The 25,155-nt window shown below is 72.6% G+C and carries 22 protein-coding genes and 2 pseudogenes; 8 read left to right on the top strand and 16 right to left on the bottom strand.

Features of this window, described 5'->3' with window-relative positions; all coding sequences use genetic code 11:
• Positions 1-25: 25 nt before the first annotated feature.
• On the top strand, positions 26-424 hold the full coding sequence (locus ABZ449_RS04195; RefSeq protein ID WP_360339841.1) for a VOC family protein: 399 nt from the start codon (positions 26-28) through the stop codon (positions 422-424).
• A gap of 168 nt (positions 425-592) precedes the next feature.
• On the opposite strand, the pseudogene ABZ449_RS04190 reads toward ABZ449_RS04195, so the two are convergent.
• The 8 genes and pseudogenes from ABZ449_RS04190 to ABZ449_RS04155 all read right to left on the bottom strand — a co-directional run.
• Positions 593-889, bottom strand: a pseudogene (locus tag ABZ449_RS04190) (response regulator transcription factor); the annotation flags it as partial.
• A gap of 87 nt (positions 890-976) precedes the next feature.
• Positions 977-1,408: pseudogene (locus ABZ449_RS04185) on the bottom strand (GNAT family N-acetyltransferase); the annotation flags it as partial.
• Between the two features lie 43 nt (positions 1,409-1,451).
• On the bottom strand, positions 1,452-2,387 hold the full coding sequence (locus ABZ449_RS04180; RefSeq protein ID WP_360339838.1) for a methyltransferase domain-containing protein: 936 nt from the start codon (positions 2,385-2,387) through the stop codon (positions 1,452-1,454).
• Between the two features lie 131 nt (positions 2,388-2,518).
• A complete protein-coding gene (locus tag ABZ449_RS04175; protein WP_360339833.1) occupies positions 2,519-2,974 on the bottom strand; it encodes a Pycsar system effector family protein in 456 nt (151 codons plus the stop codon).
• 140 nt (positions 2,975-3,114) lie between these two features.
• Positions 3,115-4,068 (bottom strand): hypothetical protein, encoded by a 954-nt coding sequence (locus tag ABZ449_RS04170; RefSeq protein WP_360339830.1) that lies wholly within the window; start codon positions 4,066-4,068, stop codon positions 3,115-3,117.
• Positions 4,065-6,230, bottom strand: a complete 2,166-nt coding sequence (locus ABZ449_RS04165) for a hypothetical protein (protein ID WP_360339828.1) — start codon at positions 6,228-6,230, stop codon at positions 4,065-4,067. The genes ABZ449_RS04170 and ABZ449_RS04165 overlap by 4 nt, the downstream gene beginning before the upstream one ends.
• The gene (locus ABZ449_RS04160) at positions 6,227-7,162 is read right to left on the bottom strand and encodes a hypothetical protein (protein ID WP_360339825.1); all 936 of its coding nucleotides are present in this window, start codon (positions 7,160-7,162) and stop codon (positions 6,227-6,229) included. The genes ABZ449_RS04165 and ABZ449_RS04160 overlap by 4 nt, the downstream gene beginning before the upstream one ends.
• A gap of 128 nt (positions 7,163-7,290) precedes the next feature.
• A complete protein-coding gene (locus ABZ449_RS04155) occupies positions 7,291-7,983 on the bottom strand; it encodes a cyclic nucleotide-binding domain-containing protein (protein ID WP_360339822.1) in 693 nt (230 codons plus the stop codon).
• Between the two features lie 449 nt (positions 7,984-8,432).
• Between ABZ449_RS04155 and ABZ449_RS04150 the strand changes: the two genes are divergently transcribed.
• The 5 genes from ABZ449_RS04150 to ABZ449_RS04130 all read left to right on the top strand — a co-directional run bounded on the left by ABZ449_RS04150 (position 8,433) and on the right by ABZ449_RS04130 (position 13,219).
• The gene (locus tag ABZ449_RS04150; RefSeq protein WP_360339819.1) at positions 8,433-10,163 is read left to right on the top strand and encodes an ATP-binding protein; all 1,731 of its coding nucleotides are present in this window, start codon (positions 8,433-8,435) and stop codon (positions 10,161-10,163) included.
• A complete protein-coding gene (locus ABZ449_RS04145) occupies positions 10,160-10,567 on the top strand; it encodes a roadblock/LC7 domain-containing protein (RefSeq protein ID WP_360339816.1) in 408 nt (135 codons plus the stop codon). Before ABZ449_RS04150 ends, ABZ449_RS04145 begins: the two co-directional genes overlap by 4 nt.
• Before the next feature lie 78 nt (positions 10,568-10,645).
• The gene (locus ABZ449_RS04140) at positions 10,646-11,008 is read left to right on the top strand and encodes a DUF742 domain-containing protein (RefSeq protein ID WP_360339813.1); all 363 of its coding nucleotides are present in this window, start codon (positions 10,646-10,648) and stop codon (positions 11,006-11,008) included.
• On the top strand, positions 10,989-11,606 hold the full coding sequence (locus tag ABZ449_RS04135) for an ATP/GTP-binding protein (RefSeq protein WP_360339810.1): 618 nt from the start codon (positions 10,989-10,991) through the stop codon (positions 11,604-11,606). The genes ABZ449_RS04140 and ABZ449_RS04135 overlap by 20 nt, the downstream gene beginning before the upstream one ends.
• A gap of 92 nt (positions 11,607-11,698) precedes the next feature.
• Positions 11,699-13,219 carry a cytochrome P450 gene (locus tag ABZ449_RS04130; protein WP_360339807.1) on the top strand — a complete coding sequence of 507 codons (1,521 nt, stop codon included), beginning with the start codon at positions 11,699-11,701 and terminating at the stop codon, positions 13,217-13,219.
• 61 nt (positions 13,220-13,280) lie between these two features.
• On the opposite strand, the gene ABZ449_RS04125 is transcribed toward ABZ449_RS04130, so the two are convergent.
• The 3 genes from ABZ449_RS04125 to ABZ449_RS04115 form a co-directional block, all read right to left on the bottom strand.
• Entirely contained in the window at positions 13,281-14,912 is a 1,632-nt protein-coding gene (locus ABZ449_RS04125; protein ID WP_360339804.1) for a metallophosphoesterase family protein, read from the bottom strand.
• Positions 14,913-15,014: 102 nt separating this feature from the next.
• Entirely contained in the window at positions 15,015-15,953 is a 939-nt protein-coding gene (locus ABZ449_RS04120; protein ID WP_360339801.1) for an SAM-dependent methyltransferase, read from the bottom strand.
• Between the two features lie 60 nt (positions 15,954-16,013).
• Positions 16,014-17,366, bottom strand: a complete 1,353-nt coding sequence (locus ABZ449_RS04115) for an MFS transporter (protein WP_360339798.1) — start codon at positions 17,364-17,366, stop codon at positions 16,014-16,016.
• Between the two features lie 157 nt (positions 17,367-17,523).
• Between ABZ449_RS04115 and ABZ449_RS04110 the strand changes: the two genes are divergently transcribed.
• Positions 17,524-19,134 (top strand): alpha/beta hydrolase, encoded by a 1,611-nt coding sequence (locus ABZ449_RS04110; protein ID WP_360339795.1) that lies wholly within the window; start codon positions 17,524-17,526, stop codon positions 19,132-19,134.
• 73 nt (positions 19,135-19,207) lie between these two features.
• Here ABZ449_RS04110 and ABZ449_RS04105 read toward each other — a convergent pair whose 3' ends face one another.
• The 3 genes from ABZ449_RS04105 to ABZ449_RS04095 all read right to left on the bottom strand — a co-directional run bounded on the left by ABZ449_RS04105 (position 19,208) and on the right by ABZ449_RS04095 (position 21,251).
• The gene (locus tag ABZ449_RS04105; protein ID WP_360339792.1) at positions 19,208-19,558 is read right to left on the bottom strand and encodes an isomerase; all 351 of its coding nucleotides are present in this window, start codon (positions 19,556-19,558) and stop codon (positions 19,208-19,210) included.
• Positions 19,559-19,673: 115 nt separating this feature from the next.
• A complete protein-coding gene (locus ABZ449_RS04100; protein WP_360339789.1) occupies positions 19,674-20,066 on the bottom strand; it encodes a ribonuclease in 393 nt (130 codons plus the stop codon).
• A gap of 114 nt (positions 20,067-20,180) precedes the next feature.
• On the bottom strand, positions 20,181-21,251 hold the full coding sequence (locus tag ABZ449_RS04095; protein WP_360339786.1) for a phosphatidylinositol-specific phospholipase C domain-containing protein: 1,071 nt from the start codon (positions 21,249-21,251) through the stop codon (positions 20,181-20,183).
• Positions 21,252-21,612: 361 nt separating this feature from the next.
• On the opposite strand from ABZ449_RS04095, the gene ABZ449_RS04090 reads away from it, so the two are divergent.
• Positions 21,613-22,257, top strand: coding sequence for a dihydrofolate reductase family protein (locus ABZ449_RS04090; protein ID WP_360339783.1), 645 nt, complete (start codon positions 21,613-21,615; stop codon positions 22,255-22,257).
• Between the two features lie 164 nt (positions 22,258-22,421).
• Here ABZ449_RS04090 and ABZ449_RS04085 read toward each other — a convergent pair whose 3' ends face one another.
• Together ABZ449_RS04085 and ABZ449_RS04080 are read right to left on the bottom strand one after the other, a co-directional pair.
• Positions 22,422-23,300, bottom strand: coding sequence for a geranyl diphosphate 2-C-methyltransferase (locus ABZ449_RS04085; RefSeq protein WP_360339780.1), 879 nt, complete (start codon positions 23,298-23,300; stop codon positions 22,422-22,424).
• An 87-nt stretch (positions 23,301-23,387) separates the two neighbouring features.
• Positions 23,388-24,644: a family 2 encapsulin nanocompartment cargo protein terpene cyclase gene (locus tag ABZ449_RS04080; protein WP_360339777.1), complete on the bottom strand. Its 1,257-nt coding sequence runs from the start codon at positions 24,642-24,644 to the stop codon at positions 23,388-23,390.
• Between the last annotated feature and the right edge of the window lie 511 nt (positions 24,645-25,155).

Raw genomic sequence — 25,155 nt, 5'->3', positions numbered from 1 at the left:
CCGGCACGACCGAGGAGAGCAACCCATGGAATTCGTCTCGATCCGCATCATCACCGGCGACGTCGCCCGGCTGGTCGACTTCTACGAGCGGGCCCTGGCGGTCCGGGCGCAGTGGGCCACCGAGGACTTCGCCGAACTCCGGACCACGGGCGCGACCCTCGCGATCGCCGGCACCCGCACCGTCCCGCTGTTCGCCCCCGGCTCCGCCCGGCCGGCAGCCAATCAGAGCGTGATCACCGAGTTCCTCGTCGACGACGTGGACCGGGTCGCCCGCGACCTGGCCGGGTTCGTCACGGACTTCGTCACCGAGCCCACCACGATGCCCTGGGGCAACCGTTCACTGCTGTTCCGCGACCCCGACGGGAACCTCGTCAACTTCTTCACCCCCGTCACCCCGGCGGCCATCGCGAAGTTCGCCCGCTGACCGGACGCCGAGCGTGCCGCCCGCCTCTGCCGGACGCGCGGCACGCTCGGCACGCTTGGCCCTGTCCATACCATCCGGACCGTTGCGACCTGAGTTCGCCGACGGCCGGAGGCCGACGGAGACCGATCGCCGAGGACCGACGGCCGGGTGCCGTCGCCCCGGACACGGTCAGAGCCAGCCGCGCTCGTCGGCGACCCGCAGGGCCTCGGTACGGTTGCGGGTTCCGGTCCTGGCGATGGCCGAGGAGGAGTAGTTGCGGACCGTCCCCTCGGACAGGTAGAGCTTGGCGGCGATCTCGGCCACCCCGGCGCCCGAGCGGGAGGCGTTCAGCACGTCGCGCTCCCGGGCGGTGAGCGGGGAGACGCCCGCCGCGAGGGTCGCGGCGGCCAGTTCCGGGTCCACCACCCGTTCCCCCGCCGCGACCCGGCGGATCGCGTCGGCCAGCACCTCCGGCGGGGCGTCCTCGTCCTCGCCCCCGTCCAGCAGGCGCACCATGTGCAGCTTCGCGACCGCCCGTCCGTCGACCAGGACGGCCCTCGGCTCGCGCCCCCACACCTCGAAGCCGCAGGCGGTGTAGAGCCGCAGGGCGGGCTCGTTGCCCTCCGAGACGGTCAGCAGCACCTGCCGCAGCCGCCCGTCCCGCTCCGCCGTGCGCAGCACCTCCCGCACCAGGGCGCGGCCGATCCCCCGGCCGGCGGCGCTGCGGGCCACCGCCATGCCGTACAGCGTGCCCTTGTGCCGCTCCTGGCGGCGCTGCGGGACTTTCAGCCCGGCGGTGCCGACCAGCGCGCCGGTGCCGTCGAAGGCGCCGATCAGCGCGCCGGGCCCGTGCTCGGCCCCGGCCAGCCGGTGCAGCGTCGCGGACAGCGGTTTGCCGGCCTCCTCGGCGTGGCTGGAGGTGAAGGCGCTCGGTGTCTCGCGCAGCGCCGACAGCCGGAAGGCCCGGTACGGTTCGGCGTCCGCGACGCGCAGACGGCGCAGCACCACGGGCCGTGCGGCAGGCCCCGCCGCGGGATGCCGACCGCGCTCAGCCGAGACGGACACGGGTGCACCTCGTCACGTACGGCAGTGCGATCTCCTCGCGGTCGGCCAGGTCCGGGTGGGTGGCCAGCAGCTGCTCGACGTCGGCCAGCAGGCGCACCCGCTCCTGCTCCGGCAGCGCGATGACGTAACTGCGCGAGGCGACCATGTCGACGATCCCGGCCCGGGTGGTGACGTGCTCCCAGCCGATCTCCAGCCGCTCGGGCGCACCGAACGGCGCCGGAAGGACCGGCCTGGTGTCGATCCGCGGCGGCGCCGCACGGTGCATCAGCACGCCGAGGGCGGCCGCCCAGGGTTCGGACTCGTCCCGGACGTTCCACACCAGTGCGAGGGTGCCGCCGGGGGCGAGCACCCGGGCGATCTCCGGCACCGCGGCCGCCGGGTCGAACCAGTGCCAGGCCTGCGCCACCACGACGGCGTCCACGCTGGAGTCCGGCAGCGGGATGCGCTCGGCCGAGCCCGCCCGGACGGCCGCCTTCGGCACCGCCGCGGCCAGCCGCGCCCGCATCCCCTCGTCGGGTTCGACCGCGACCACGTCCAGGCCCGCGTCGACCAGCAGAGTAGTCAACTTGCCCGTCCCGGCGCCCAGATCGAGCACCCTGCGGGCATCCCGGGGCACCGCCGAGCCGATCAGCGCCTGCGGATAGCCCGGCCGTCCGTGCTGGTACGCGTCCGCCGCCACCCCGAACGACCGCGCCCGCAGCCGCCCGGCCCACCGCCTGGTCGCGCCCTGCCGCGTCATCCCGCAGGCCCGCCCGATCTCCTCCCAGGTCGCCTCCCGCCCGCGCCGCAGCTCCTCCACCAGCTCCGTCCGCCGCTCCTCCAGCGCCTCGATCACCCCTGACAGCCGCCGCAGTCCCTCCACCCCGCCGCCACCGGCCACATCCTCCGCCACCCGCCGACCAAGATCGTCCGTGTCCATGGCCCGGCACTGTACGGACCTGTGCCGCAGCCCGTCAACCATCATTGCCTCACCGCGCAACAGGTGTTGCCTTCGATCGTGCCACCGGCCCCGGCCGTGGTGGTGCGGCCGGGCCCGTCAGCGGCCCGCCGTCACAGCGGCCGGAGGGTGAGCGCGAACTGCGGCAGCGCCAGCAGGAGCAGGACCGTACCGGCCTCGATCCAGCGGTACTTCACGCGGATGATCGCGCTGGTGCCGGCCAACGCCGAGAGCAGCGGACCCGCCGGGTCGTGCCCGGCCCGTTCGAAGGCGCGGCGCAGCCGGTCCGCACCCGCCCCCGGGGCGATGTGCTCGAAGTACCCCGGCCCGGCCGCACCACCCCGCCGACCCCTGCGGTGACGCGGCACCAGCGCGGAGGCGAAGCAGCCGACCGCCAACAGGGCGCTGGCCACGGCACCCCACCGCAGGAGCGGCACCGTCCAGACCAGGGAGTCGGACCCGGCACCGCCGTCCAGGGGGACGAAGGTGGCGATCACCGCCCCGGTGAAGGCCAGGAACACAGCGGCCTTGGTGTCGGCCCGGACGAGCTCCGCGCTGTTGGCCGCCATCAGGCGTTCCATCGCCGACAGCGAGGACGGACTGGGCGCCGCTATCGGCGCGACAGACGTGCGGCTCCCGCCCGTAGCGCGCCGACGGGGCCCAGCGCCCGTGCGTCGCCGGGACGGCAGTCGGCGCAGGCGCGCGCCGGTCACCGCGGGCTCCCGTTCGGGACGTCACCGGCCCAGCCGTTGACGTGGGAGTGGATCTTGGAGAAGCCCGGCCCCGGGGGCTGCGGAGGAGGCCCGGGGATGTGCCGACCGAGCGACACCAGGCGGTCGCGCAGCACCTTGGAGATCTCCTCCTGTTCCTGCGTCGTCAACTTGCCCAGCATCAGCGCCATCTGGTCCTGCCAGGTGGTCTCGCCGCGGAGCAGGTCGGCGTGGTTCACCACCCAGTCCAGGACATCGCGCACCTCGTCGGGCTTCCTGGCGAGCCACAGCCCGGCAAGCGCGAGCGGTCCGTCCTGGACGGACCGTCGGCAGAACGCGTACTCCTCCTGGCTCTTCGCCATCCAGTCGAACGGCATGTCCGTCGCGTCCGGTGCCCCGAGCCGCAGTTCGTTGCCGTGCTCGCGCTCTGAGACGTCCGTAACGCGGTAGCTGAGACCGAAGTGGGGCAGAACGTACGGCGCCGCGAGGTACTGCAGCAGTTGGTCGGGGCCCAGTCTGCTCTGGGCGGCAGCGAACTGCTCCCTGAGCTGACGCAGGCGGCGGTCGAGGTCCTTCCGCACCGGCAGCCAGCCCCGGCTGGTCCCGGTCCGTACGACCTGTGCGGCATCGTGGACCCGCCACAGGACGTGGACCTCCACCGACTCCGTACCGTACGGGGTGGGCAGGCCGACCGTGCGGAGGCCCGGACGCTCGTCGAGCTTGACCAGGTACGCCCGGTCGAAGCCGCTCAGCCCCAACCTCCGGGCGGAGCCGCCGTCCTCCCCCACGTCAGCCGGTCGCGGACGGCTCGGCCCCAGTTGATGGTGCATCCCTGCTCGGTCCACCAGGACCAGGGCGCTGTCTCGCCGCCCGGACCAGCGGTGCCGGAGGATCTCCCGCCAGGGGGCACGGGTGGCCTGGGTGTAGACGGGCGGGTCACTGTCCAGGGTCATCGAGGGCCTCCGAACGCAGGGGCGGAGTGGTGGGATTGCGGTGCGCCGTGCCGCCAGGACTCCAGGGCGCGGTGGGCGATGTCGCGGCCGACCAGATCGGGGTCGTCGCTGCGGTCGATCTCGACCAGCAGTCTCAGCTCACCTGGCCGCATCTCCTCGGCGAGCACCGTGAGCAGCCTCTCCACGTCGGCGCGGAGCTCCTCGTCCCAGACCGCCCGACCGCACCAGGCGAGCAGTCGGTACTTCGTGGCGGGGAAGAGGACTTCGTCATTGAGGGACCGCCGGATGAAGGAGAACACCGCATCGGTGAACTCGCCCTCGGGACGCAGCTGCTGCTGAAACCAGACCGGGTTCCACAGCAACCCCGGAAAGGCCGAGAGAGCAAGATCCTGGTCGCGCCCCGGCTCGCCCGCCCATTTCATGAGCTGCCGGAACGCCACCGACTGGTTCCCTCCCGAGAAGAGGCTCTCCAGCGACCCGCGTGCCGCCATGGCAACCGCGCGCTCGTCCTCCTCCTCCCCGCGGTAGCAACGGCGGATCAGCTCGATCGCGAACTCCGGCCGGGCCGCTCCGTAATCCCTGCCACAGGCGTCGGCCACAGTCGACCGGAGCCGCCAACCACCGTTATGACTCCAGGTGTTGAGCCGGTGCTTCACCTCACCTGCGAGCATCGGGTCCTGAGCCGCGATGCCCAGAGCATAAGCGGCCGTGCTGCGGCTCTGCGCTCGGTCGGACCGGGCCAGCTCATGGATGTGCCGCAGCGCCCGGCGCCCGCCGCTCCAGCCGGCGGCCAACCCCATCACACGACCCACGGGTCCGGCCAGTTCGGGCTCGGCCCCCGGTACCTTGTCCATCCACTCGGTCAGCAGACCGGAGACTTCGCCGTACTGCCGCCACACATGTCGCAGCACCGTCTCCGCCTGTCGATGCCGCTTGAAGCGGATCGGTTCCACCGTGTAGGCGTAGCCCGCGGTCTCCCGCACCCCCACCGGCGAACACTCGGCGCGGATCGTCACCAGCAGTTCGTCCAGCGAGCGCCGGAAGACGAACCGCGGATTCGGTCGAGGGGGCTCCCCGCGCACGGCCTGCCCCCGCTCACCCTCCCCGTTCGCTTCCGCCCGCAGCACCGCGTCCAGGCGGCCGTCCGCCAGCTTGAGCAAGCGGTCGGCCTCCTCCCGGACGATGCGGTGGTCGAGCCCTTCCAGGACGCTCGTCACCAGTAGGAAAGCCAGTGCGTCGGGGTCCTCACGGAGTTTATTCAGGAGGTCGGGGACCTCCGTCTCCGCACGGAAGCTGAGCCGCTGGCCGAGGTCGGCCAGTTCGGGGCCGTCCTCACCGTCCCGGGTCACCTCGTCGACGAGCTCGGCGACCTGGGCCGGCACCAACTGGGGCGCCAGCAGCTCGTCAAGGTCCGGCCCCAGCCGGTCCAGCAGGTCCCGGCGTCGCCCCTCGTCGGGCAGTACGGCCTCCAGCCGGGCGTCGAAGACCGCACGCGCTGACGGAGGCAGGTAGCGCACCGGACTGATGTCCATCTCGCGGATGAGACGGCGGAGCACACCCGGGTCGTGCGGCAGCAGCACCACCATGCGGGCGTCGGCCGCGTCCAGGCGGGCGCGCAGCTTGGCGATCGCCGTGGGACCGAGCGGAACGGCGGGCGACAGCCCGTGGACCAGGTAGCCGCTGGCCTCACTGTGGGTGGGCCGCCAGGACGACAGGTCCGAGTCGCTGTCGAGGGCGCGCAGGGCCATGGCGTTCCCGCTGCCCGTGAACAGCAGGTTGAGAGCTGTGGTGCGGCGTCCCGTGCCGGGTTCACCGGCGAGGAAGAGCAACCGGGTGCCGAGCGCGCTCAGCCCCTCGGGAAAGCAGTCCGGCTCCGCGAAACCGGTCCGGGCGGCCAGGATCTCCGTCGATGAGATGGGTCCGTCCTGCGCCTCGACCCGCTCGCCGCCGCCCGGGGCGGCCCCGACGCCGCCGTTCTCGACGCGCTGGTCCCCGTGCACCGAACCGGTGTTGATGTTGCCGCCCGGCGCGAAGATGAACGGCTGGTCCCCTCTCCAGGCGGCGAACCGGTCCGCCAGGTCGTCGTCGATGCCGAAGTCGGGGTCGAAGTCGTCCGGTGCGCCCGACGGCCCTTCGATGGCCGGGCGCTCGTCACCGCTCACCGGTGGTGCTCGTTCTTGTCGCCGTGGACCGTGTCACCGCTCTTGTTGCCCTGGACGAAGTCGCCGCCGAAGCCGCCGTAGGAGTCGCGTCCCGCGTTGGTGACGCTCTGGCCGCCGTACACCGTGCCGCTGTTCAGGTTGCTGCCGTCGCCCCGCTGCGTCACGACCGCCCTCGGCGCCCGGCGCCCCTGCGTCGGCCGGTCCGCCTTCCGGCCGTCCCGCCCCTCGTGCTCCGCGACGACGGCGTCGCCGAGGATCCGGCGGTCGTACAGGTTCCCGGAGGGCGTGGGCACGTACAGCCACGCCCGCTGGTCGAAGCGCTTGCCCTCGACGGTCGCCGGCACCTCGATGAAGTGGTCGGGGTGGCGCCCGGTGTAGCCGCTCGCCACCGCGTCCTGGTAGCACCGGTCGGACAGGATGGCGGCAACCTGGGTGATGCTCTCGCTGGAGGCGGCCAGCACGGCCTTCACCGGGCGGGAGTCGAGCAGCCGGTGGGTGTCGTTGCGCGGGGTGCCGTTGCCGTCGAACTCGCCGCCGGCGTCGGGGAGCGGGCCGATGTGGAGGCTGACCCGAAGCCGGACCCGCACCGCCCCGACCGATTGCACGTTGAACTCGGCGAGCACCTCCTGGAGGGTGTTCAGCCAGGGGTGGATCAGGAAGGGCATCCGGGCCGGGTCGAAGCCGAACACGTACCCGTCACCGGTCGAGTTGGGGAAGCGCCGGTCCCGCCAGACCTCGCCCAGCCCGGCCTTCCCGAAGGACCGCTCGAGCAGCTGCGGCACGGCCTCGCTGATCACTCCGTGCTCGATCGCCGGGTACCCGGTGAAGTCCTTGGCGTCCACGGCGACGATGCCCCGGTACGGCGGGAGCTGCCGGCTGCGGCTGTACGGCAGGGCGCTGGCCTCGGGCATCGGCTGGTCGAACTCCGTCATCTCTGCTCCTCGTTGGTTCGGTGCTGACCTTGCGCCATCAAGCTTCGCGACGCAGCGTCGTTCCGTGTGCTCACTCAGTGCAGAAGACGGGTGACGGAGGTCACATCGATGGGCGGGTCAACAGGCCGTCAGCCACGCAGGGAGGAGACGGCGCGGCGGAGGGCGGGGAGGTCGTCCAGGGCGATGGACTTCCGGCCGGCTTCGACGCGGTGGGCGGCCAGGGCTGCCAGGGCCGCGGTGACGGTGTTGCGGGAGACGCCGAGGTGCTGGGCCAGTTCGTCCCGGGTCAGGGCGAGTTCGATGCGGCGGCCGGCCGTCGGCGTCGGGGCCGCGGAGAGGTCGGCCAGGGCGACCAGGGCGGCCGCGAGCCGGGGTACGACGTCGCCGCCGGCGCGGGCCAGGTCGGACTCCCGCAGCCGGCCCATGGCATAGCGGACCAGCACCGGGAACAGCTCGCGCTCGGCGACGAAGCGCAGGAAGGCCGCTCTGGCGACGACCGCGACCGTGCAGTCCGAGATGGCCTCGACGCTGGCCGAGCGGACACCGTCGTCCAGGACGGCGACCTCCCCGAGGAGTTCACCCGGGCCGCGGAACGCCAGCAGCCGGACGTCCCCGTTGCGTTCCCGCCGGCTGACCTTGGCCACTCCGGCGAGCAGGGCGAGGACGTGGGTGCCCGGTTCGCCCTGGCGCAACAGGGTGGTGCCGATCGGGTGCCGGCGCTCGAACGCGTCCGCCAGCATGCCGGTCCAGACCGCGTCGCCCATGAGGTGGCGCAGGGTCCGGCCGAGTGGGCCCGGCGCTCGGCTGTCGTGATCGTCCATGCGACGACCCTAAGAGGAGTGGCGCACCCCACGCCGAGGAATCGGGGCCTCGTGGTGCGGATCGCCGGGCCCGGCCGCGAATCCTCTTCCGGGTGATTGTCACGCCGCTGGTTGACCGGGTTCACCTCACTTAGCACGAACTCGCCGCGATGTGGCGGGACTTGGCGTGGAAACCCTTCGCATGAGCGAATCCGGGGCGGGTCGGCGGCGCGCGAGCGGCGGGGCGAGAAGCCTGGTGGGAGGGCGGTCTCCGCTCCGGGTTGCAACTGGTGTACGAGATGTCGGTGTTGCCCGGATGATTGCGGCAAGTCGGTTGCGGGACGGTATTTTTGACTTTCGGTCAGGATGTCCTGAACTTGGCTATGCTGCACCACCACTCCCGCGGAGCCGGTCCCCCTGTCCGTCCCCCTTTCTGTCCCCCTGCTGTTCCGATCGTTTGAGGATGCTGAATGCTTCGAGCTGGATCGTCACTCGCCAGACGGCGCCGAGCGCCCCTGCTCGGCTGGTTGTTGCCGACGGCCGTGATGGCGGCGGCCGTGGCGGTCGCCGCGGCGGTGGTGTCCGCCGGGGCCCGGGCCGAGGTGCTGTGGTGCGGGGCGACGGCCACCGTGCTGGTGGCCGTGGTGGCCGCCGAGTCGGCACGCCGCTGGCAGGTGCTGCGCGAGACGCGCGACCGGCACGCCCGGCAGGTCGAGGAGTTCCAACGCCGGCTGGCCGGACAGGAGGACGAGCTGGACCGGCTCGCCCGGCGCGAGATGCGCCGGATCGTCGCCGGGGCCCGGTACGGGTACTCCTTCGACGTCCTGACCCGCCCGCTGGAGGAGAGCGACGCACCCGTCTCGCCGAGGTTCCGCCGGTCCCTGATCGCCGTCGCCGAGGCCGTCGCCAAGGCCGTCGACGACGAGGTCAGCCGCCGCGACTCGGCCGAGCGGGCCTTCGTCAACATCGCCCGCCGGGTGCAGGCCATCATCCACCGGCAGGCCAAGGACCTGCGGGAGATGGAGGACCGGCACGGCAACGACCCGGCGGTCTTCGACGACCTGCTGCGCCTCGACCACGGCAACGCCCTGACCGGCCGCCTGGCCGACAGCATCGCGGTCCTGTCCGGCGCCCGTCCCGGCCGCCAGTGGACCAGGCCGATCGCGCTCTACAGCGTGCTGCGCGGCGGCATGTCCCGGATCTTGGAGTACCAGCGGGTGGACCTGCACCCGGTGGCGCAGATCTCGGTCACCGGACCGGCCGTCGAGCCGCTGATCCACGCCGTCTCCGAGCTGCTCGACAACGCCACCCGCTACTCCCCGCCGCACACCCACGTGCACCTGAGCGCCTCCGAGGTGCAGAGCGGGATGGCGATCGAGATCGAGGACGGCGGTCTCGGACTCACCGACGAGGCCCGGATCCGCGCCGAGCGCTCGATCCGCGAGGCGATGGTCTCCAAGGACTTCGACGACCTCACCGAGTCCCCCCGGCTGGGCTTCGCCATCGTCGGCCGGCTCTGCCAGGCGTACGGCTTCCAGATCTCACTGCGCCGCTCCGCGTACGGCGGCGTGCGGGCGGTGCTGGTCGTGCCGCAGGAACTGCTCACCACGGCGCCGCCGACCGGGCGGGCGCACGGCATCGGCGCCTTCTCCGGCCCCCGCCCGCTCCCCGCGAACCCGCCCCGGCACGCGGCCCCGGGCCGCCCCTGGGGCACCCGGACGACCTCGGCCGGCGTCGGACCGTCCTACGGTTCGACCAACCCGTGGGGGCCTGCCGGTCCGGGCGCCGGGGACGACGAGGTGATCGTGACCGAGTGGACGCCCAACGGCCTGCCGCAGCGCCGGCGGAGCCGACCGATGATGCCGCGGGGTGGCTTCGGCGGGGCCTCGCGCGCCGCCGCGAAGCCCGCCGGGCCGATGGCCCAGCCGGCCGGGCCGATGGCCGTGCCACCGGCCCAGGCGACGCGCCCGGCCAAGGAGCCGAAGCAGCCGGGCCTGTGGCTGGAGGCGTTCATGGAGGGCATCAAGGGAACCGGGCCGAGCCCGTCCGCTCCGGCGGGTGCCGGACCCGCCGGCGACGGCGGACGCACCACGGATCCCGGGTGGACGGGCTCCGGACGGACGGGCTCCGGGCAGGCGGGTGCCGGACACACCAGCGCCGCACACACCAGTGAAGAGACGGCAGGGAAGGGCGAGCAGTGATTCCGCACCGCAACAACATGGACTGGATCCTCAACGATCTCGCGCACAGCGTCCCGTGCGTGCGCCACGTCATCGTGCTGTCCGCCGACGGCCTGCGGATCGCCCAGTACGGCACCGACCCGGACACCGCCGACCGCCTGGCCGCTGCCTGCGCCGGGCTGCAGAGCCTGGCCGGCGCGATCGGCCACGAGTTCCCGAACGGCGACGGCTCGATGCGGCTGGTGGTGATCGAGGTGGACGGCGGCTACTTCTACCTGATGGCGGCCGGCGACCGCGCCTACCTCGCGGTGCTCGCGGACGAGGGCGTGGACGCCGGGCTGGTGAGCCACCAGATGCGCGACCTGGTCGCCAGGATCGGCGAGCACCTGTCCACCCCGCCGCGCAACCCCGAGGTGGTGGCGTGAACCAGCCGCCGGCCCGGCCTGCCGCAGCGGGCTCCGACCGCGGGACGGGCACATGAACGAGCACAGTGAGGCGGTGGCATGACGGCCGAGAAGGGTGGCTGGGACGGCCCCGAGCCCGACCGGCTGTACGTCATCACCCGGGGCCGCAGCGGTCCCTCCGGGCCGGGGGTCTTCGACCTGGTCACCCTGATCGTCTCGCGCGCCGAGCCGACCCCCGCCCACCAGCCGGAGCAGGCCGCCATCCTGCGGCTGTGCCGCTCCCCGCTCTCGGTCGCGGAGGTCTCCGCCTACCTGGAGCTCCCCGTCAGCGTGGTCACCGTCCTGCTGGCGGACCTGCTCGACGACGGGCTGATCGAGGCCCGCAGCTCCGCCGTGCCAGCGGCGGAGCTCCCCGACCGTGCCCTGTTGGAGGCGGTGATCCATGGACTTCAGCGGCTCTGACACGGTGGTCGGGCCGGCCGGCGAGGACCTGCTGCCGGACACCGTCACCACGGCGGTCAAGGTGGTGGTCGTCGGCGGCTTCGGCGTCGGCAAGACGACGCTGGTCGGCGCGGTCAGCGAGATCCGCCCGCTGACCACCGAGGAGACCATGACCCAGGCAGGGGTCGGGGTGGACGACCCGACCGGGGTCGAGCAGAAGACCTCCACCACCGTGGCCATGGACTTCGGCCGGATCAGCATCAGCGACCGGCTCGTGCTCTACGTCTTCGGCACCCCGGGCCAGGAGCGGTTCTGGTTCCTCTGGAACGGACTGTTCGAGGGCGCGCTGGGCGCGGTGGTGCTGGTGGACACCCGCCGGCTGGAGGTCAGCTTCGAGGTGATCGGACGGCTGGAGGAGCGCGGCGTGCCCTTCGTGGTGGCCGTCAACGGTTTTCCGGAGGCGCCGTCCGTCCCGGTCGACGAGCTCCGGGAAGCGCTGGACCTGCCGCCCGAGGTACCGATCGTCACCTGCGACGCGCGCAGCCGGGAGTCCAGCCGGGACACCCTGATGACGCTGATGCACTACCTGTACGAGCTGGCCGCCCCGTCCACCGGCTGAGCCCATCGGCCGTCCCCCCGCGGCCCGCCCGACCGCCCCCTCCCCCTCCCCCGACCGCCCGTCACCGAACCCACCCGCGACCGGAGACCCCCGTGACCACCCCGTTCCCCGAACCCACCACCCCCGCACGCCCCGTGCCGCCCAGCGCCCCGCCGCCCGGCTGCCCGGCCCACGCGGGCGGCGGCACCGCCCCGACCGGCCCCGACGGCCTGCGCCGCCTGTACGGGCCCGAGGCCGAGACCGACCCGGCGGGCCTGTACGAGAAGCTGCGCGCCGAGCACGGCGAGGTGGCCCCGGTGCTGCTGCACGGCGACCACCGGGCCTGGCTGGTGCTCGGCCATGGGGCCAACATCGCCGCGATGCGCACCCCCTCGCTGTTCTCCCGGGACTCGCGCCTGTGGAACGCCTTCCGCGACAACGAGGTCCCGTCGGACTCCCCGCTGCTGCCGGTGGTCGCCTGGCAGCCGATCTGCGTGTTCGCGGACGGCGACGAGCACCGCCGGCTGCGCGGCGCGCTGTTGGACGGCCTGAACGGCTTCGACCGGCGCGGAATCCGACGGCACGTCCGCCGTTTCACCACCGACCTGGTCCAGGTGGTCGGGCCGACCGGCCGGGCCGAACTGATCTCCCAGTTCGCCGAGCACCTGCCGATGCTGGTGATGACCAAGCTGCTCGGCATGCCGGACGAGTACGGGCCGCAACTGGTGACCGCCGCCCGGGACCTGATGAAGGGCACCGAGACGGCGATCGCCAGCAACGAGTACGTGGTCGCCGGTCTGCGCCGGACCATCGCCATCAGGCTCGAGAGCCCGGGTGACGACCTGACCAGCCGTCTGCTGGCGCACCCGGCCGGGCTGACCGAGGACGAGGTGTTGGAGCACCTGCGGGTGGTGCTGCTGGCCGCGAACGAGACCACCGTCAACCTGATCGCCGACTCGCTGAAGATGGTGCTCACCGACCCGCGGTTCCGCGCCCACCTCTCCGGCGGCCAGATGACCCTGGGCGAGGCGCTGGACCAGGTGCTCTGGGACTCCCCGCCGATGTCCCTGGTGGCCGGCCGCTGGGCGACCGCGGACACCGAGCTGGGCGGTCAGCGGATCGCCGCCGGGGACATGCTGCTGCTCGGGCTCGCGGCGGGCAACGTCGACCCGGTGGTCCGGCCCGACCTGGCGGCCCCGTTGTACGGCAACCGCTCCCACCTGTCCTTCGGTGCCGGCCCGCACGAGTGCCCCGGCCAGGACATCGGGCGGCACGTCGCCGAGGCCGGGATCGACATCCTGCTCACCCTGCTGCCGGACGTCCGGCTCGCGGTGCCCGAGGAGGAGCTGACCTGGAGCTCGGCCTGGATCTCCCGTCACCTGACGGCGCTGCCGGTGGAGTTCACCGCCCGTGACATCGAGCCGGACCCGGTGTCGGTTGCCGAGGCGGAACAGGCGGAGGCCGACCAGGCGAAGGCCGAGGCGAAGCAGGCCCAACAGGATGGGGCGGCGCAGCCGGCTGTCCCGGCACCTCGCGGCGCCGAGCAGGCCGGGACGGCCGGGACGGTTGCCCCGACGGTCCCGGCTCAGCGCCGCGGTTGGTGGGGCGCGCTCACCGGCCTGTTCCGGCGCTGAGCCACCCGCTACCGGGCCACCCGGCCGTCAACCGCCCGCCGCCGGGCAGCCCGGTCGGCCATCAGCCGTCGCGCCCGTCGGTCCGGCGCCGGTGCAGGGTGAAGGTGTCCACCGGGGTGAGGTCGCCGTGCGGCCCGTCGAAGGTGTAGTAGGTGACCTTCATGGTGGTCGTGCCGCCGCGCCGGTCGCCCGGGTCGACGTCGAAGGCCGCGAAGCCGTGGGCGTGGGTGCGGTCCTGGACGGCGGCCCAGGGCGCGTCCTCGGTGACCCAGATCGACTCCCGGTACGGCGCGCCCGGCTTCGGGTCCTCCAGCCCGACGACCACCCGGCCCTTGGGCTTCTCGAAGAGGTCGTCCTGGGTGGTGGCGGCGTTGCCGCCGGCGCCGATGATCATGTGGACCGTGCCCCGCCCGGTGTCGACCAGGTCGGTGCGGGTGTCGGTCGGCACCGGGGTGCGGGTGTCGTTGGGCAGGGTGCCGCGGACGGGGTGGGAGCGCTCGTAGTAGTGCTCGTGGCCGCACACCACCAGGTCGACCCCGTAGGCGTCGAAGAGCGGGCCCCAGGTCTCACGGAGGCCGAGGTCGCTGCCGGAGCCGTGCATCGAGCTGGAGATCATCGGGTGGTGCATGCAGACCACGATCCAGTCGATCGCCCGGCTGCTCCGCGCCGCGCGCAACTCCCGCTCCAGCCAGCGCCGTTGGGCGCCGCCGGAGTAGCCGCGCAGGTAGACGTCGCCGGAGTTCTGGATGGCCTCGTCGTCGTTGGCGAGGCTGATGAAGCGCACCGAGCCGACGGTGAAGGCGTACCACATGCCCCGGGTCTCCTCGTCGGAGGAGGCCGAGGAGTCGGGGAGCGTGAAGTAGGCCTGGTAGCCGGTCGCACCGATCGGGCCGTTGCCGCCCTCGTTCTCGTGGTTGCCGACGCAGGGCATCCAGGGCCGCAGCCGGGTGGACCGGCTGTTGCTGATGAACCAGTCCGCCCAGGTGGCGGTGCGGCTCTGGCCGTGGCGGCCGGCGTAGGAGGAGTAGCAGAGGTCGCCGTTGATGAGGTTGAACAGCGGTCCGACCCGTTCGACGGCGGCGACGATGTCGGCGGAGGCCGCGGTGCCGACCTGGCTGCTCATGAACACCGGGTACTTGCCGAGCGGGGAGGGCATGCCGTCGGGGAAGGTGATCCGGCGGCGGAGGTTGGGCGCGGCCTGGTCGCCGAAGCTGGTGAAGGTGAAGGGGCTGCGGCCGCGCGGGGCGGTGGTGAAGGTGCCGGTCTCGGGGTTGGCACCGTCGTGGCCGGCGCTGTAGAGGTAGGTGGTGCCCGGGCGCAGGCCGGTGAGCCGCGCGTGATGGACGTACACCTCGACCTTGTCGATCGAGTCCCGGTAGGTGCGGGTCTCGGCCTGGACGACCCGGCCGAGCCCGCCGTCCGGCGAGCCGTACCGCACCTGTGGTCGGCGCACGGACTGCGGGGTGAGCCAGGAGACGGTCATCTCCGTGCTGGCGTCGCTGCCGAACTGCAGGTGCAGCCCGGTCACCGAGGCCGTTCCGGCGCGGTGCGGGGTGGTCTGCAGGAGCGGGCCGGCGGGCGCGTCGTCGGCCGGCTGGGCGGCCGCGGGTTGCGCGGCCGCCGCCGTGCCTGCCACGAGGGCGGCGCCGGCCGCCGAGGTGCCCTTCAGGATGGACCTGCGTGCAATGGTCATGAAATCTCCGCCTGTCGAGTGGGGGGTTCGACGGGCAGTCACTTTAATGACATGAGCACGTAAAGACGATCGTTTTGACAAGTCTGGATCGAAAGGATCCGGCTACACCTTGCGGCCGACTCCCCCGTACACCGCGACCTTGCCCTCACCCGGGGCCCGGACCCCGGCGGGATCCGGGTGCCACTCGCTGACCATGACCACGCCCGGGTCGTCCAGCTCCAGCCCGGTGAAGAAGCGTTCGACGCGCTCGCGCGAACGGAGGTGGAGCCTGATCCCGGCCTCCTCGTACCGGCGGACGGCGGCCGCGCTGCGCTCCGGCGAGACCTCGTCCGTCCCCGCCGTGAGGGCGAGGAAGCTGCCGGCGGGCAGGGCGTCCAGGATCCTGCGGACGGGCGGGTGCGCGGTCTCGTCGTCGAGGAAGTGGACGATGTTGATGAGCGTCAGGGCGACCGGCTGGCGCAGGTCCAGGGTGGCGGCCACCGCCGGATCACCGAGGAACAGCTCCGGTTCACGCAGGTCGCCCTGGACGTAGGCGGTGCGGCCCTCCGGGGTGCTGCTGAGCAGGGCCCGCGAGTGGGCGAGCACGATCGGGTCGTTGTCGACGTAGACCACGCGGCAGGCCGGGTCGACGGCCTGCACGATCTCGTGGAGGTTGGGCGCGGTGGGGATGCCGGTGCCGACGTCCAGGAACTGGCGGACGCCGTGCACCTCGGCGAGCCGGCGGACCATCCGGTGCATCACGGCGCGGGCGGCGGCGGCCTCCGCGCGGACTCCGGGCAGGTCGGCCAGGACGCGGTCGCCGACCTCGCGGTCGGCCGGGAAGTTGGTCTTTCCGCCGAGCAGGTAGTCGTAGACCCGGGCGGAGTGCGCTCGGTCGGTGCGCAGGTCAACCTGCGGGGGCTCCTCGTACCCGGCCTCGGTCAGCCAGCTCTCCGACAGGCCGGCCCCCGACGGGCGGTCGTCGAAGACCCAGTCCTCCGATGTGTCGGTGTCCCGCCCGTTGGTGTCCGGTATGTCCGCACCCGATGCGTCGGCGCCCATGCGTCGTCCTCCCCGTTCAGCGCTGGTCCGGACCACTCAACCACAGCGGATGACTGTCCGTCAGGCGGTTCCGGGTGTCCGCTGGACCGAACCGTCCGCCTGCCGCACGGCCGCGGCGAAGGACGGCACCTTCATCGCCGTCAGCAGCGCGAGGGCCGGGCCGGCCGTGCAGACGGTGACGTATCCGGGGATCAGTCCCAGCAGGTGACGGCCGTTCAGCCACTCGGCGAGCAGCGGGAAGGTGCCGCCGAACGCGGCGATGGTGGTGGCGTTGACCACGCCGAGGCCGACCGCCCGCACCTCGGTCGGGAACAGCAGTCCGGTGAAGACGTTGAGCGTGCCGAGCACCGTGGCCACCAGCATCCCCAGCAGCACGGCGACGACCTGGAACGGCAGCCACCCCTGGCGCAGCCCGGCGAGCAGGATGCCGATCAGCGGGATCGGCAGGCCGAAGCCGATCCTGGCGACCGGCAGCAGGCCGAAGCGGTCGGCGGCGGCGCCGGTGAGCAGCATGGTGACCAGCACGACGCCGAGCACCACGGTCATGAAGGAGGCCGCCTCCTCCTTGCTGATCACGTGGTAGGCCGCGGCGTACTGCGGCAGGTACGCCAGCGCGAAGTAGTAACCGACCGTCCCGCCCAGGGTGTTGAGGAAGACGGTGAGCACCGCCCAGCGGTGCTCGCGCAGTGTCCGCAGGAACGGCGGGCGGGCGGTGCGCCGCACGCGCTCCCGGGTGCGGCGGAACTCCGCACTCTCCGGCGCCCATCGCCGCACCCAGACGGCGGCCAGCCCGAGCAGTGCGGCGACCACGAAGCCGAGGCGCCAACCACCGTTCTCCAGACCGGATTTGCCGATGGTGTTGAGCAGCAGGGTGAGCACCCCGAAGGAGAGCAGCGAGCCGAGGACGATCCCGCCGTAGGAGATCGAGCTGAACGCGAAGCGGTGCCGCGGCGGGGCCGTCTCGGTCACGTACGCGGCCACGCTCGGCGCCTCGCCGCCGAAGGCGAGCCCCTGCACCACCCGGGCGAGCACGGCCAGCACCGCCGCCCAGACCCCGATGGCCTGCTGGCCGGGCACGGCGGCGATGCCCAGGCTGGCGGCGGCGATCACCGCCATGCCGAGGCTCAGTGCGAAGCGCCGTCCACGGGTGTCGCTGAGCCGCCCGATCAGGTAGGAGCCGACCGGCCGGGCGACGAAGCCGACGGCGAAGGTGACGTAGGCGCCGAGCACGCCGCTGACGCCGTGCTTGCCGTGGCCGAAGAGGTCGGCCGCGAAGTAGGGCGCGAGGACGGCGTAGATGCTCCAGTCGAAGGACTCGACCACCGACCCGACCGTTGCCGCGGCCAACTCCCGTCGCCGGCCGCCGGTTTCCACCTGCTCACGGAGCGGTACCACCGCGCTGCTTTCTGTCATGGCCTCAGCATGGCACCGTTCGGCTCCCCGCGGAATCACACCGCACCCGGCACACGACAGCACCCGCGGCACCGTGCCGAGCACCTCTGCCGGAGAACTCCGAGAATCCCATGTGACTGATGTGACAGGCAGGTGATATTCCTGTGCCGTGCATTTCATGATCACCAGAAACCCGCGGCGCGTCCTGCCCGCCGCCGTCGCAGCCGTCGCCACCGCCGCCCTGCTGGCCGGCTGCACCAGCGGGAACGGCACCGCCGCCGCGCCCGCGGCCACCACCGCCGCCGGCACGACGCCGTCGGCCACCCCGGTGCCGACGCCCACACCGACGGTCAAGCCCACCGGCGCCAACGACCCCGCGCTCAAGGCCTTCTACGGCCAGCAGCTCGCCTGGGGCCCCTGCGCGAAGGACCCTCAGAACGAGGAGGACACCTCCGCCCTCCAGTGCGCCGCCCTCAAGGTCCCGCTGGACTACAGCGCCCCGGCCGCCGGCACGCTGGACGTCGCCGTGGTCCGCAACCCGGCCACCAAGCCCGACCAGAGGATCGGCTCGCTGCTGCTCAACCCCGGCGGCCCGGGCGGCTCCGGCGTCCAGATGGTCACCTACGACCCCAAGCGCTTCGACGGCCCGGTGCACGACCGCTACGACATCGTCGGCTTCGACCCGCGCGGCACCAACGGCACCAGCCCGCTCAACTGCCTGGACGACCGGGCCCGCGACGGCTGGCTGAACACCGACCAGCCCGGCGACGACCACGGCAAGCAGCTGGCCGACGCCTGCCAGGCCAAGTACGCCCAGGTCCTGCCGTTCGTCGGCACCCGCAACAGCGCCCGGGACATGGACGTGCTGCGCGCCTCCCTCGGCGACCAGAAGCTCAGCTACCTCGGCATGTCCTACGGCACCTACCTCGGCTCGCTCTACGCCGAGGAGTTCCCGGACCGGGTCGGCCGGCTCGTCCTGGACGGCGCCACCTCGGCCTCCACCTCGCTGATCCAGCACAACATCGAGCAGCAGGCCGGCTTCGAGCGGGCCCTGAAGGCCTTCGCCGCGGACTGCGTCACCAAGGACGCGTGCCCGCTCGGCAAGGACCCCGACCAGGCGATGCAGAAGCTCACCGCGTTCCTCGACGGGCTGAAGGACAAGCCGCTCAAGACGGAGAAGGGCCGCACCCTGACCTCCGCCACGGCCTGGACCGCCGTGCTCAGCCGGCTCTACGGCGGTGAGAAGGCCTGGACCGGCCTGCGCAACTCGCTCGGCTGGGCGATGGTGCGCGGCAAGGGCGACTACCTGCTCGACCTCGCCGACGGCTACAACGGCCGTGACAAGGACGGCCGTTACAGCCCCTCGGCGGACGCCTACACCGCCATCCACTGCGCCGACGGCGCCACCGACGCCCCGGCCGGCGAGCAGTTGCAGGCCGCGTTGACCGAGCTCGCCGCCAAGGCCCCGCTGGTCAGCAAGCACGACCCGACGGCCGCGCTGTTCGACCCGGACTGCCGGATCTGGCCGTTCCGCGCCACCGAGAAGCCGCACGTGATCAAGTCCGCCGCCACCACGCCGATCGTGGTCGTCGGCAGCACCGGCGATCCGGCCACCCCGTACGCCTGGGCCGAGAAGCTCACCGCCGAGCTCGGCAACGCCGTCCTGCTCACCCGCGACGGCGAGGGCCACACCGGGTACGGCGCGAGCAAGTGCGTCCGCGCCTCGGTGGACGCGTTCCTGCTGGACGGCACCGTCCCGGCCGCGGGCGTCCACTGCCCGACGGACTGACCTCGGACGCGCCTCCACAGCGGGCGGCGCCGGGCTCACGGGCCCGGCGCCGCCCGCTGTTTCCGGGCGCCGCTCAGCGGCCGGGGTGGTGGACGAACCGGTAGGTGTCCCGGTCGAGTTCGGTGACCTGGACGCCGATGGCGGCGGGCCGGTCGATCCGGGCGCGCAGGGCGGCGAGCACCCGGGCGGTCAGTTCGGCGCGCTGCTCGGCGCTACGGCCGGCCAGGATCTTCACCTCGACCAGCACCACGGCCTCGCCGCTCGTCCCGTCACCGACGTGGTGGCCGCCGGCGGGACGGAAGAGCGTCTTGCAGTCCGCCACCGTCGTGTCGATCACCTCGGTGATCGCCTGGTGGACCTCGGCGGCCAGGGCCGCCCGGTCGAAGTCGAGTTCGGCCGAGTGGTCGACCAGGATCTGCGGCACGGGACCTCCAGGAGTCGTCGCCTGACGTCTCCGAACGCTATCGGACACGCCGCGGGGCCCCGGCGCGGGGTGCGGCGCCGGGGCCCCGGGGGTGTCCGGTGGAGCGGTGGCCGGGTCAGCAGCCGAAGTTGATCTTGCGGAAGGTCGCGTAGTGGTCGGCGGTGTAGTAGTCCTCGTGGTACTGCTTGCCGGTGACGATGCGACGGGCGCCGCGGGTCGGCGAGCCCGGGGTGACCACGGTGTACTCGTGGTAGTAGCCAGTGGACTGCGAAGGCAGCACCCGCTCCCGGTTCTGGAAGACGACGCCGTCCTGGCTGTACGGGAAGGGACCGCCGGAGGCGATCAGGTCGAGGGTGGTGCGGGCCTGGGAGGGCAGGGCGGACAGGCACACCGAGCCGCTCACCGCGGCCTGCGCCTCGGTGGCGACGGCGATCGGCGCGAGGGTCACCAGGGCGACGGCTGCGGTGGCGGCGACGCGGGTCTTCCACGCGCGTAGAGTTCGGGTCATGACAACCAGGATGACGACGGCCGGGAGCCATCGGAAGCCCCGTTCCAACTCTTCACCTCCGGTCAACTCGACGTACCCGCCGACGCCTCGGCCCGGCCAGCCGCCGCCCAGGCCTCAGCCGCGCGGCAGCACCAGCGACTGCACCGCCGGGAGCCTGCGCCAGTCGCTGGAGACGATGCTCGCGTGCGCCTTCGCCAGCTGCTCGGTGCGGACCCGCGCCTGGTCGGCGGTCGGGTCCGTGCCGCTGATCTCCGGGGCGACCAGGTGGGAGTCCGTCATCACCAGGAGGTAGTGGGCATTGTCGTACCAGGCGGCGTCGACGGTCCTGACGTAGGTGGAGGCGTCACCGTCGAAGACCACGAACCAGGGCCGGATCGAGGCGTCCGCCCCGGCGTACTGACCGCGCGGGTCGCCGGTGACGGCCCCGAGCACGGACGGGAACACCTGCGCCTGGCCGATCCGACCGGCCGCCGCCAGGTCGCGCAGGTGCCGGCCCTGCTCGACGTCGGTGTGCAGGGTGTCGAAGGGGTTGCCCAGCTCGACCGTGCCCGGGATCGCGTACAGCAGCACCTTCCCGGCCAGCGCCGAGCGGCTCGGCCAGTTGCCCGCCCGCACCGCCTCGTCGACGCTCGCGTAGGAGCCGCCGCCGGGCCTGGCCAGGAGATCGGCCGGGCGCAGCACCGCGGAGCCGAGGTGCTGGGCGATCAGCCCGTCCAGCTGGTCCGGGCCCATCCCGAGGTTGGCCGAGTATCCCGGCTTGAGCTCCAGCTTGATCACCAGCGGCCCGGCGCCCGGGTGCGCGGCGAGCCAGACCCGGACGTCGTCCAGGCAGCTCTCCAGGTACTGGTCGGTGCTGCCGCCGTAGAGCTGTGCGGGGGTGCTCGCGGCGGTGCAGTTGTTGGAGTTGCCGAACGGGTTCGAGTGGCTGACCTGCCACTTCTTGGTCACGATGTTCGGCCAGAGGTCCAGCTCTATCATCCCGGTGCCGGTGTCCAGTCCCTGGGCGAGGTACGGGAAGGCGGCCGGGTCGTAGGTGTTGTGCAGGCCGACGGTGGTGGCGGAGCCGAACGGCAGGTCGCCCGGCCCGCCGGTGGTGGCGTCGGCCGGGGCGGTCGGGATCAGCGCCGCCGCGGCGGCGAGCAGGCCGGCTGCCAGGAATCCGGTCAGGGTGCGGCGTACGGTCATCGGAACGGTCCCCCCAAGTCGTGGGATGCCGGCCGCCCTGCTCCCGGGCAGCCTGACGAAGCATCGCCCGTCCGGGCGTGCTCAGGATGAAGAAGGCACGACAATAGCGTGACGGCTGCACCGCTTCTCCCCCGCTGCCCTCCCCTTCCTCCACACGAACCCCATCCGTCGCTCCCGCCGCCGCACCCCGTCGCTCCCGCGCTCGCACCCGCCGCCTCCGTCAACGCGCCCGCCCCGCCACGCCCCGGAAACGGTGACGGTGCGTCATGGATCGACCACCCCTGGTTAACGTGGCCGGCGCGCGGGGTGCGGGCGGTCCGTTCCCGAGACACGCGTGAGGCGCAGAGCGGCGGAGGCACCGATGTCCCTGGTCCGGGTCCACAACTTCTCGATCTCCCTGGACGGTTACGGCACGGGCGAGGGCCAGAGCCTCGACGCGCCGTTCGGCCACGCCGCCGACCGGCTGCACCGCTGGTTCTTCGAAACCCGGGCGTTCCGGCGCATGCAGGGCAAGGAGGGCGGCGAGACCGGCGTGGACGACGCGCTGGCCCGCACCTGGGGCGACGGCATCGGCGCGGAGATCATGGGCCGCCACAAGTTCGGCCCGCAGCGCGGCCCCTGGCGGGACGAGGACTGGCGGGGCTGGTGGGGGCCGAACCCGCCGTTCCACACCCCGGTCTTCGTCCTCACCCACCACCCGCGCCCCTCGCTGGAGATGGACGGCGGGACGGTGTTCCACTTCATCGACGCCTCCCCCAAGGAGGCGCTGCGCCAGGCCCGGGAGGCGGCCGGCGGCCTGGACGTGCGGATCGGCGGCGGTCCGAGCACCGTCCGGGCCTTCCTGGAGGCCGATCTGATCGACCACCTGCACGTGGTCGTGGTGCCGGTGCTGCTCGGGCGGGGAGAGCCGCTCTGGACCGGACTCGAAGGGCTGGAGCAGCGCTTCCGCACCGAGGTGGTGTCCAGCCCGAGCGGCGTCACCCACATCACCTTCACCCGGCCGTAGCCGGCCCCGGAACGGACGACGGCGGCCTCCCCGCGGATGCGGGGAGGCCGCCGTCATGATGCGCCGCCACCGGGTCGCCGCCCTCGGCTCGGAGCTACCGGCTCGGAGCTACCGGATGCGAGCCGCCGGGCCGTAGCGACCGGCTACGGATCCGAGCCGCCGGATCAGACCCGGTCGGCCGCGATCAGCACGTACTGGAAGGAGCCGTCCTTGTAGGACTCGATGAACGCCTCCTCGATACCTGTCACCAGCGAGGTGGTGGCGCGCAGCTCCCAGTAGGGCAGGGTGTCCGGGGTCAGGTCGATGACGGCCTGCGGCACCAGGCGGTTGTCGGCCATCGCCCGCAGGTACTCGCGGCGGGAGTGGATGTTGCACTCGAAGTGGGCGTTGATCTGCGAGACCCACTTCGACGGCTGGCCGTAGCGCGGGTTCCAGCAGCCCGTGATGGTCACGTACCGGCCGCCGACGCTCAGCACCCGGGAGTGCTCGGCGAACAGGTCGTGCAGGTCCACGTACATGCTGGACTCGTTGTTCCAGGAGCCCGCGACCGAGCCGGTCTCGATCGGCATGTTCAGCATGTTGGCGACCCGGGAGCGGACGAACCCGCCGATGCCCAGCTCGGCGGCGCGCTTGTTGCCGAAGTCGGCCTGCTGGGTGGAGAGCGTCAAGCCCTCGACCTTGCAGCCGAAGCGCTGGTGGGCCATCACCATCGAGCCGCCGCGGCCGCAGCCGGCGTCGACCAGGGTGTGGTCGGCGCGGATGTCGCCGAGGTGGTCGAGCAGCACGTCGGCCTGGGCGGACTCCAGGCGGTGCAGCTCGGCGATCACCTTCTTCTCCCGCTCGCTGTCGGCCGGGTCGCCGATCGCGGCCTGGTCGATCGCACCGATCCCGTAGTGGTGGTGGTAGAGGCCGTCGACGTCACCCAGGCGGAGGTTGACCGGACGGGCCTCGTGGTCCCAGTAGCGTGCGATGTCGCCCTGGTACGGGGTCGCCGGGCCGGGGATGGCGTTGCCGGGGGTGGTGATGTCGTCGGTCACGGACATGGGTCAGCTCCTAGTGGATGGTCAAGGGGTCGGTCATCAAAGGGGATTCACTGCCGGTGAGCGGTGGCGCCACCGGGAGGGGTGGTGTCACCAGAAATCGGGCAGCGTGTAGCGGTAGGTGTTGGTCTGGTGCCAGTAGTGGTTGCCGTCGACCCACGCGGCCACACCGCGCAGGAACCGTACGAGGGTGGGCACGGGGCAGGACACGGCCAGGGCCGCCGCCTCGGCCTCGAAGGCCAGCATCAGCTCGTTGTGCACCTCGACCGCCTTCAGGTAGCCCTCCTTGCGGGAGACGCCCTCGCGCTCGGAGATCACCACCGGCAGGTTCAGGTGCAGTCCGGGGCTGTCCAGCTCCTTCATGTACGAGTACAGGTCGTTGACGATGGTGGTCGCGTTGGAGGCCAGTGCGATCACCCGCTGCATCGCGGGCAGCGCGTGCAGCTCGGCGGGCAGCTCGTAGCCGCCGACGGTGTCCGTGATCGTCGGGCAGGGGCGGAAGTTGTTGAACTGGCGCATGGCCAGGTACTCCCACACCTCCGGGACGTGGTCCGCCTGGTCCCAGGCGGCCTCGGCCAGGTACCCGAGGTGAAGCCGCGCCATGTCGTGCCGGAACCGGTCCGACTGGGAGGGCGTGGCGGCCCGGGTGAAGTACTCCATCGCGGAGTGGTAGGCGCGCCGGGGCGGGTCCGAGGACAGTGAGGCCTCCCACGCCGGGTGGTACTCCGGCGTGGTGTGCAGCGGGTCGAGCGCGGTGTGCGCGAGCAGCAGGCGGCTGCCCAGGCCGATCGGCGAACCGCCGAGGTCCTCGCAGTAGCAGTCGTCCACCGCGTTCTCGGCCACCATCAGGCGGGCCGCGAGCATCAGGTGGTCGACGCTCGGCGCGTCCGGGTGGCAGGCCACCATGTAGCGCCCGGTGGAGAAGCCGTCGAAGTCCTTCTCCCACTCCGGCGGGTAGAGCTCGATCTCCTCCATCGCCCAGACCTTGAGGGCCGCACTGAGCGCCTCCACCCGCACCGGGTCGGGCTCGGCGACCGGATGGTGGTACAGACCGGGAATGGGGTCGCCGGGCCTGGGGCTGCCACCGCTCGGCGCCTCGGCCGCCGAACCACCGACGGCCGGCGGCACGGCTGCCGGGACGGGCAGAACGGGGACGGACGGCGCTTGGAACCCGGAGGCCTCGGGCACCGGCACCTCGGGCACGACGGTCGCGGGCACCGCGGTCTCCGCAGCCGGGACCTCGGGCGTCGCGACCTCGGGCACCGGGACCTGCGGCCGGAACTGCAGCCCGGAGGTGCCCAGTCCGCTGGGCCCGCGCAGGATCCGATCGATCGCCGGGGAACTCATGGGCCCACCGCCGGGGCGGTGACGGGCCCGGACGGAGTGTCCGGTCTGGCACGCAGGGGCATGGAGCCTCCTCTGAGGGGGATCGCACAATATGACGGGTCGTCATCCCACCCGCCACGAAGGGGAACTCTGGCTGCATCGCCCGTTCCGCTTGGGTCCCCACCGTAGGCGCGAAGGCGCGTTCCGCATCGCAACGGACGATCTTCATCACCCGATAGGGTGAACGTTTGTCCTGACGGTGTTTGGACAAGCCGCAGTCGTGCATCGCGCCGCCCCGCAACCCGGCGCCCGGGTCGCGAACCGACCGCCCGGCACCGCCGACCGACACGTCAACCCGTTGAGATCCGCCCGTGTCCCGCACCGGCGGATCGCGGCACGCCGGACGCGGCCGGGACTGTTCGAATGCGAAGAGCGGTGCCGGCCCGGTCCCGGCACCCGGGCGCACCGTTTTGCGCGGGCCGGGGCGGTGTGGTGCATTGGGAGGGACACCGGAACGGCCGACACGCCCCGG

It is taken from the genome of Kitasatospora sp. NPDC005856 (assembly GCF_040629945.1).
Lineage (GTDB): Bacteria > Actinomycetota > Actinomycetes > Streptomycetales > Streptomycetaceae > Kitasatospora.
Note: the sequence above shows the minus strand (reverse complement) of the source record. Positions and strands in the feature narration are given on the sequence as shown.

Coding starts and splice junctions, on each gene's coding strand:
- ABZ449_RS04120 (WP_360339801.1), bottom strand. CDS start 15,953: ATGGGCGCCGACGCATCGGGTGCGGACATACCGGACACCAACGGGCGG.
- ABZ449_RS04115 (WP_360339798.1), bottom strand. CDS start 17,366: ATGACAGAAAGCAGCGCGGTGGTACCGCTCCGTGAGCAGGTGGAAACC.
- ABZ449_RS04155 (WP_360339822.1), bottom strand. CDS start 7,983: ATGGACGATCACGACAGCCGAGCGCCGGGCCCACTCGGCCGGACCCTG.
- ABZ449_RS04135 (WP_360339810.1), top strand. CDS start 10,989: ATGGACTTCAGCGGCTCTGACACGGTGGTCGGGCCGGCCGGCGAGGAC.
- ABZ449_RS04170 (WP_360339830.1), bottom strand. CDS start 4,068: ATGACCCTGGACAGTGACCCGCCCGTCTACACCCAGGCCACCCGTGCC.
- ABZ449_RS04090 (WP_360339783.1), top strand. CDS start 21,613: ATGTCCCTGGTCCGGGTCCACAACTTCTCGATCTCCCTGGACGGTTAC.
- ABZ449_RS04095 (WP_360339786.1), bottom strand. CDS start 21,251: ATGACCGTACGCCGCACCCTGACCGGATTCCTGGCAGCCGGCCTGCTC.
- ABZ449_RS04080 (WP_360339777.1), bottom strand. CDS start 24,644: ATGAGTTCCCCGGCGATCGATCGGATCCTGCGCGGGCCCAGCGGACTG.
- ABZ449_RS04150 (WP_360339819.1), top strand. CDS start 8,433: ATGCTTCGAGCTGGATCGTCACTCGCCAGACGGCGCCGAGCGCCCCTG.
- ABZ449_RS04125 (WP_360339804.1), bottom strand. CDS start 14,912: ATGACCATTGCACGCAGGTCCATCCTGAAGGGCACCTCGGCGGCCGGC.
- ABZ449_RS04110 (WP_360339795.1), top strand. CDS start 17,524: ATGATCACCAGAAACCCGCGGCGCGTCCTGCCCGCCGCCGTCGCAGCC.
- ABZ449_RS04140 (WP_360339813.1), top strand. CDS start 10,646: ATGACGGCCGAGAAGGGTGGCTGGGACGGCCCCGAGCCCGACCGGCTG.
- ABZ449_RS04085 (WP_360339780.1), bottom strand. CDS start 23,300: ATGTCCGTGACCGACGACATCACCACCCCCGGCAACGCCATCCCCGGC.
- ABZ449_RS04100 (WP_360339789.1), bottom strand. CDS start 20,066: ATGACCCGAACTCTACGCGCGTGGAAGACCCGCGTCGCCGCCACCGCA.
- ABZ449_RS04160 (WP_360339825.1), bottom strand. CDS start 7,162: ATGACGGAGTTCGACCAGCCGATGCCCGAGGCCAGCGCCCTGCCGTAC.
- ABZ449_RS04195 (WP_360339841.1), top strand. CDS start 26: ATGGAATTCGTCTCGATCCGCATCATCACCGGCGACGTCGCCCGGCTG.
- ABZ449_RS04180 (WP_360339838.1), bottom strand. CDS start 2,387: ATGGACACGGACGATCTTGGTCGGCGGGTGGCGGAGGATGTGGCCGGT.
- ABZ449_RS04175 (WP_360339833.1), bottom strand. CDS start 2,974: ATGGCGGCCAACAGCGCGGAGCTCGTCCGGGCCGACACCAAGGCCGCT.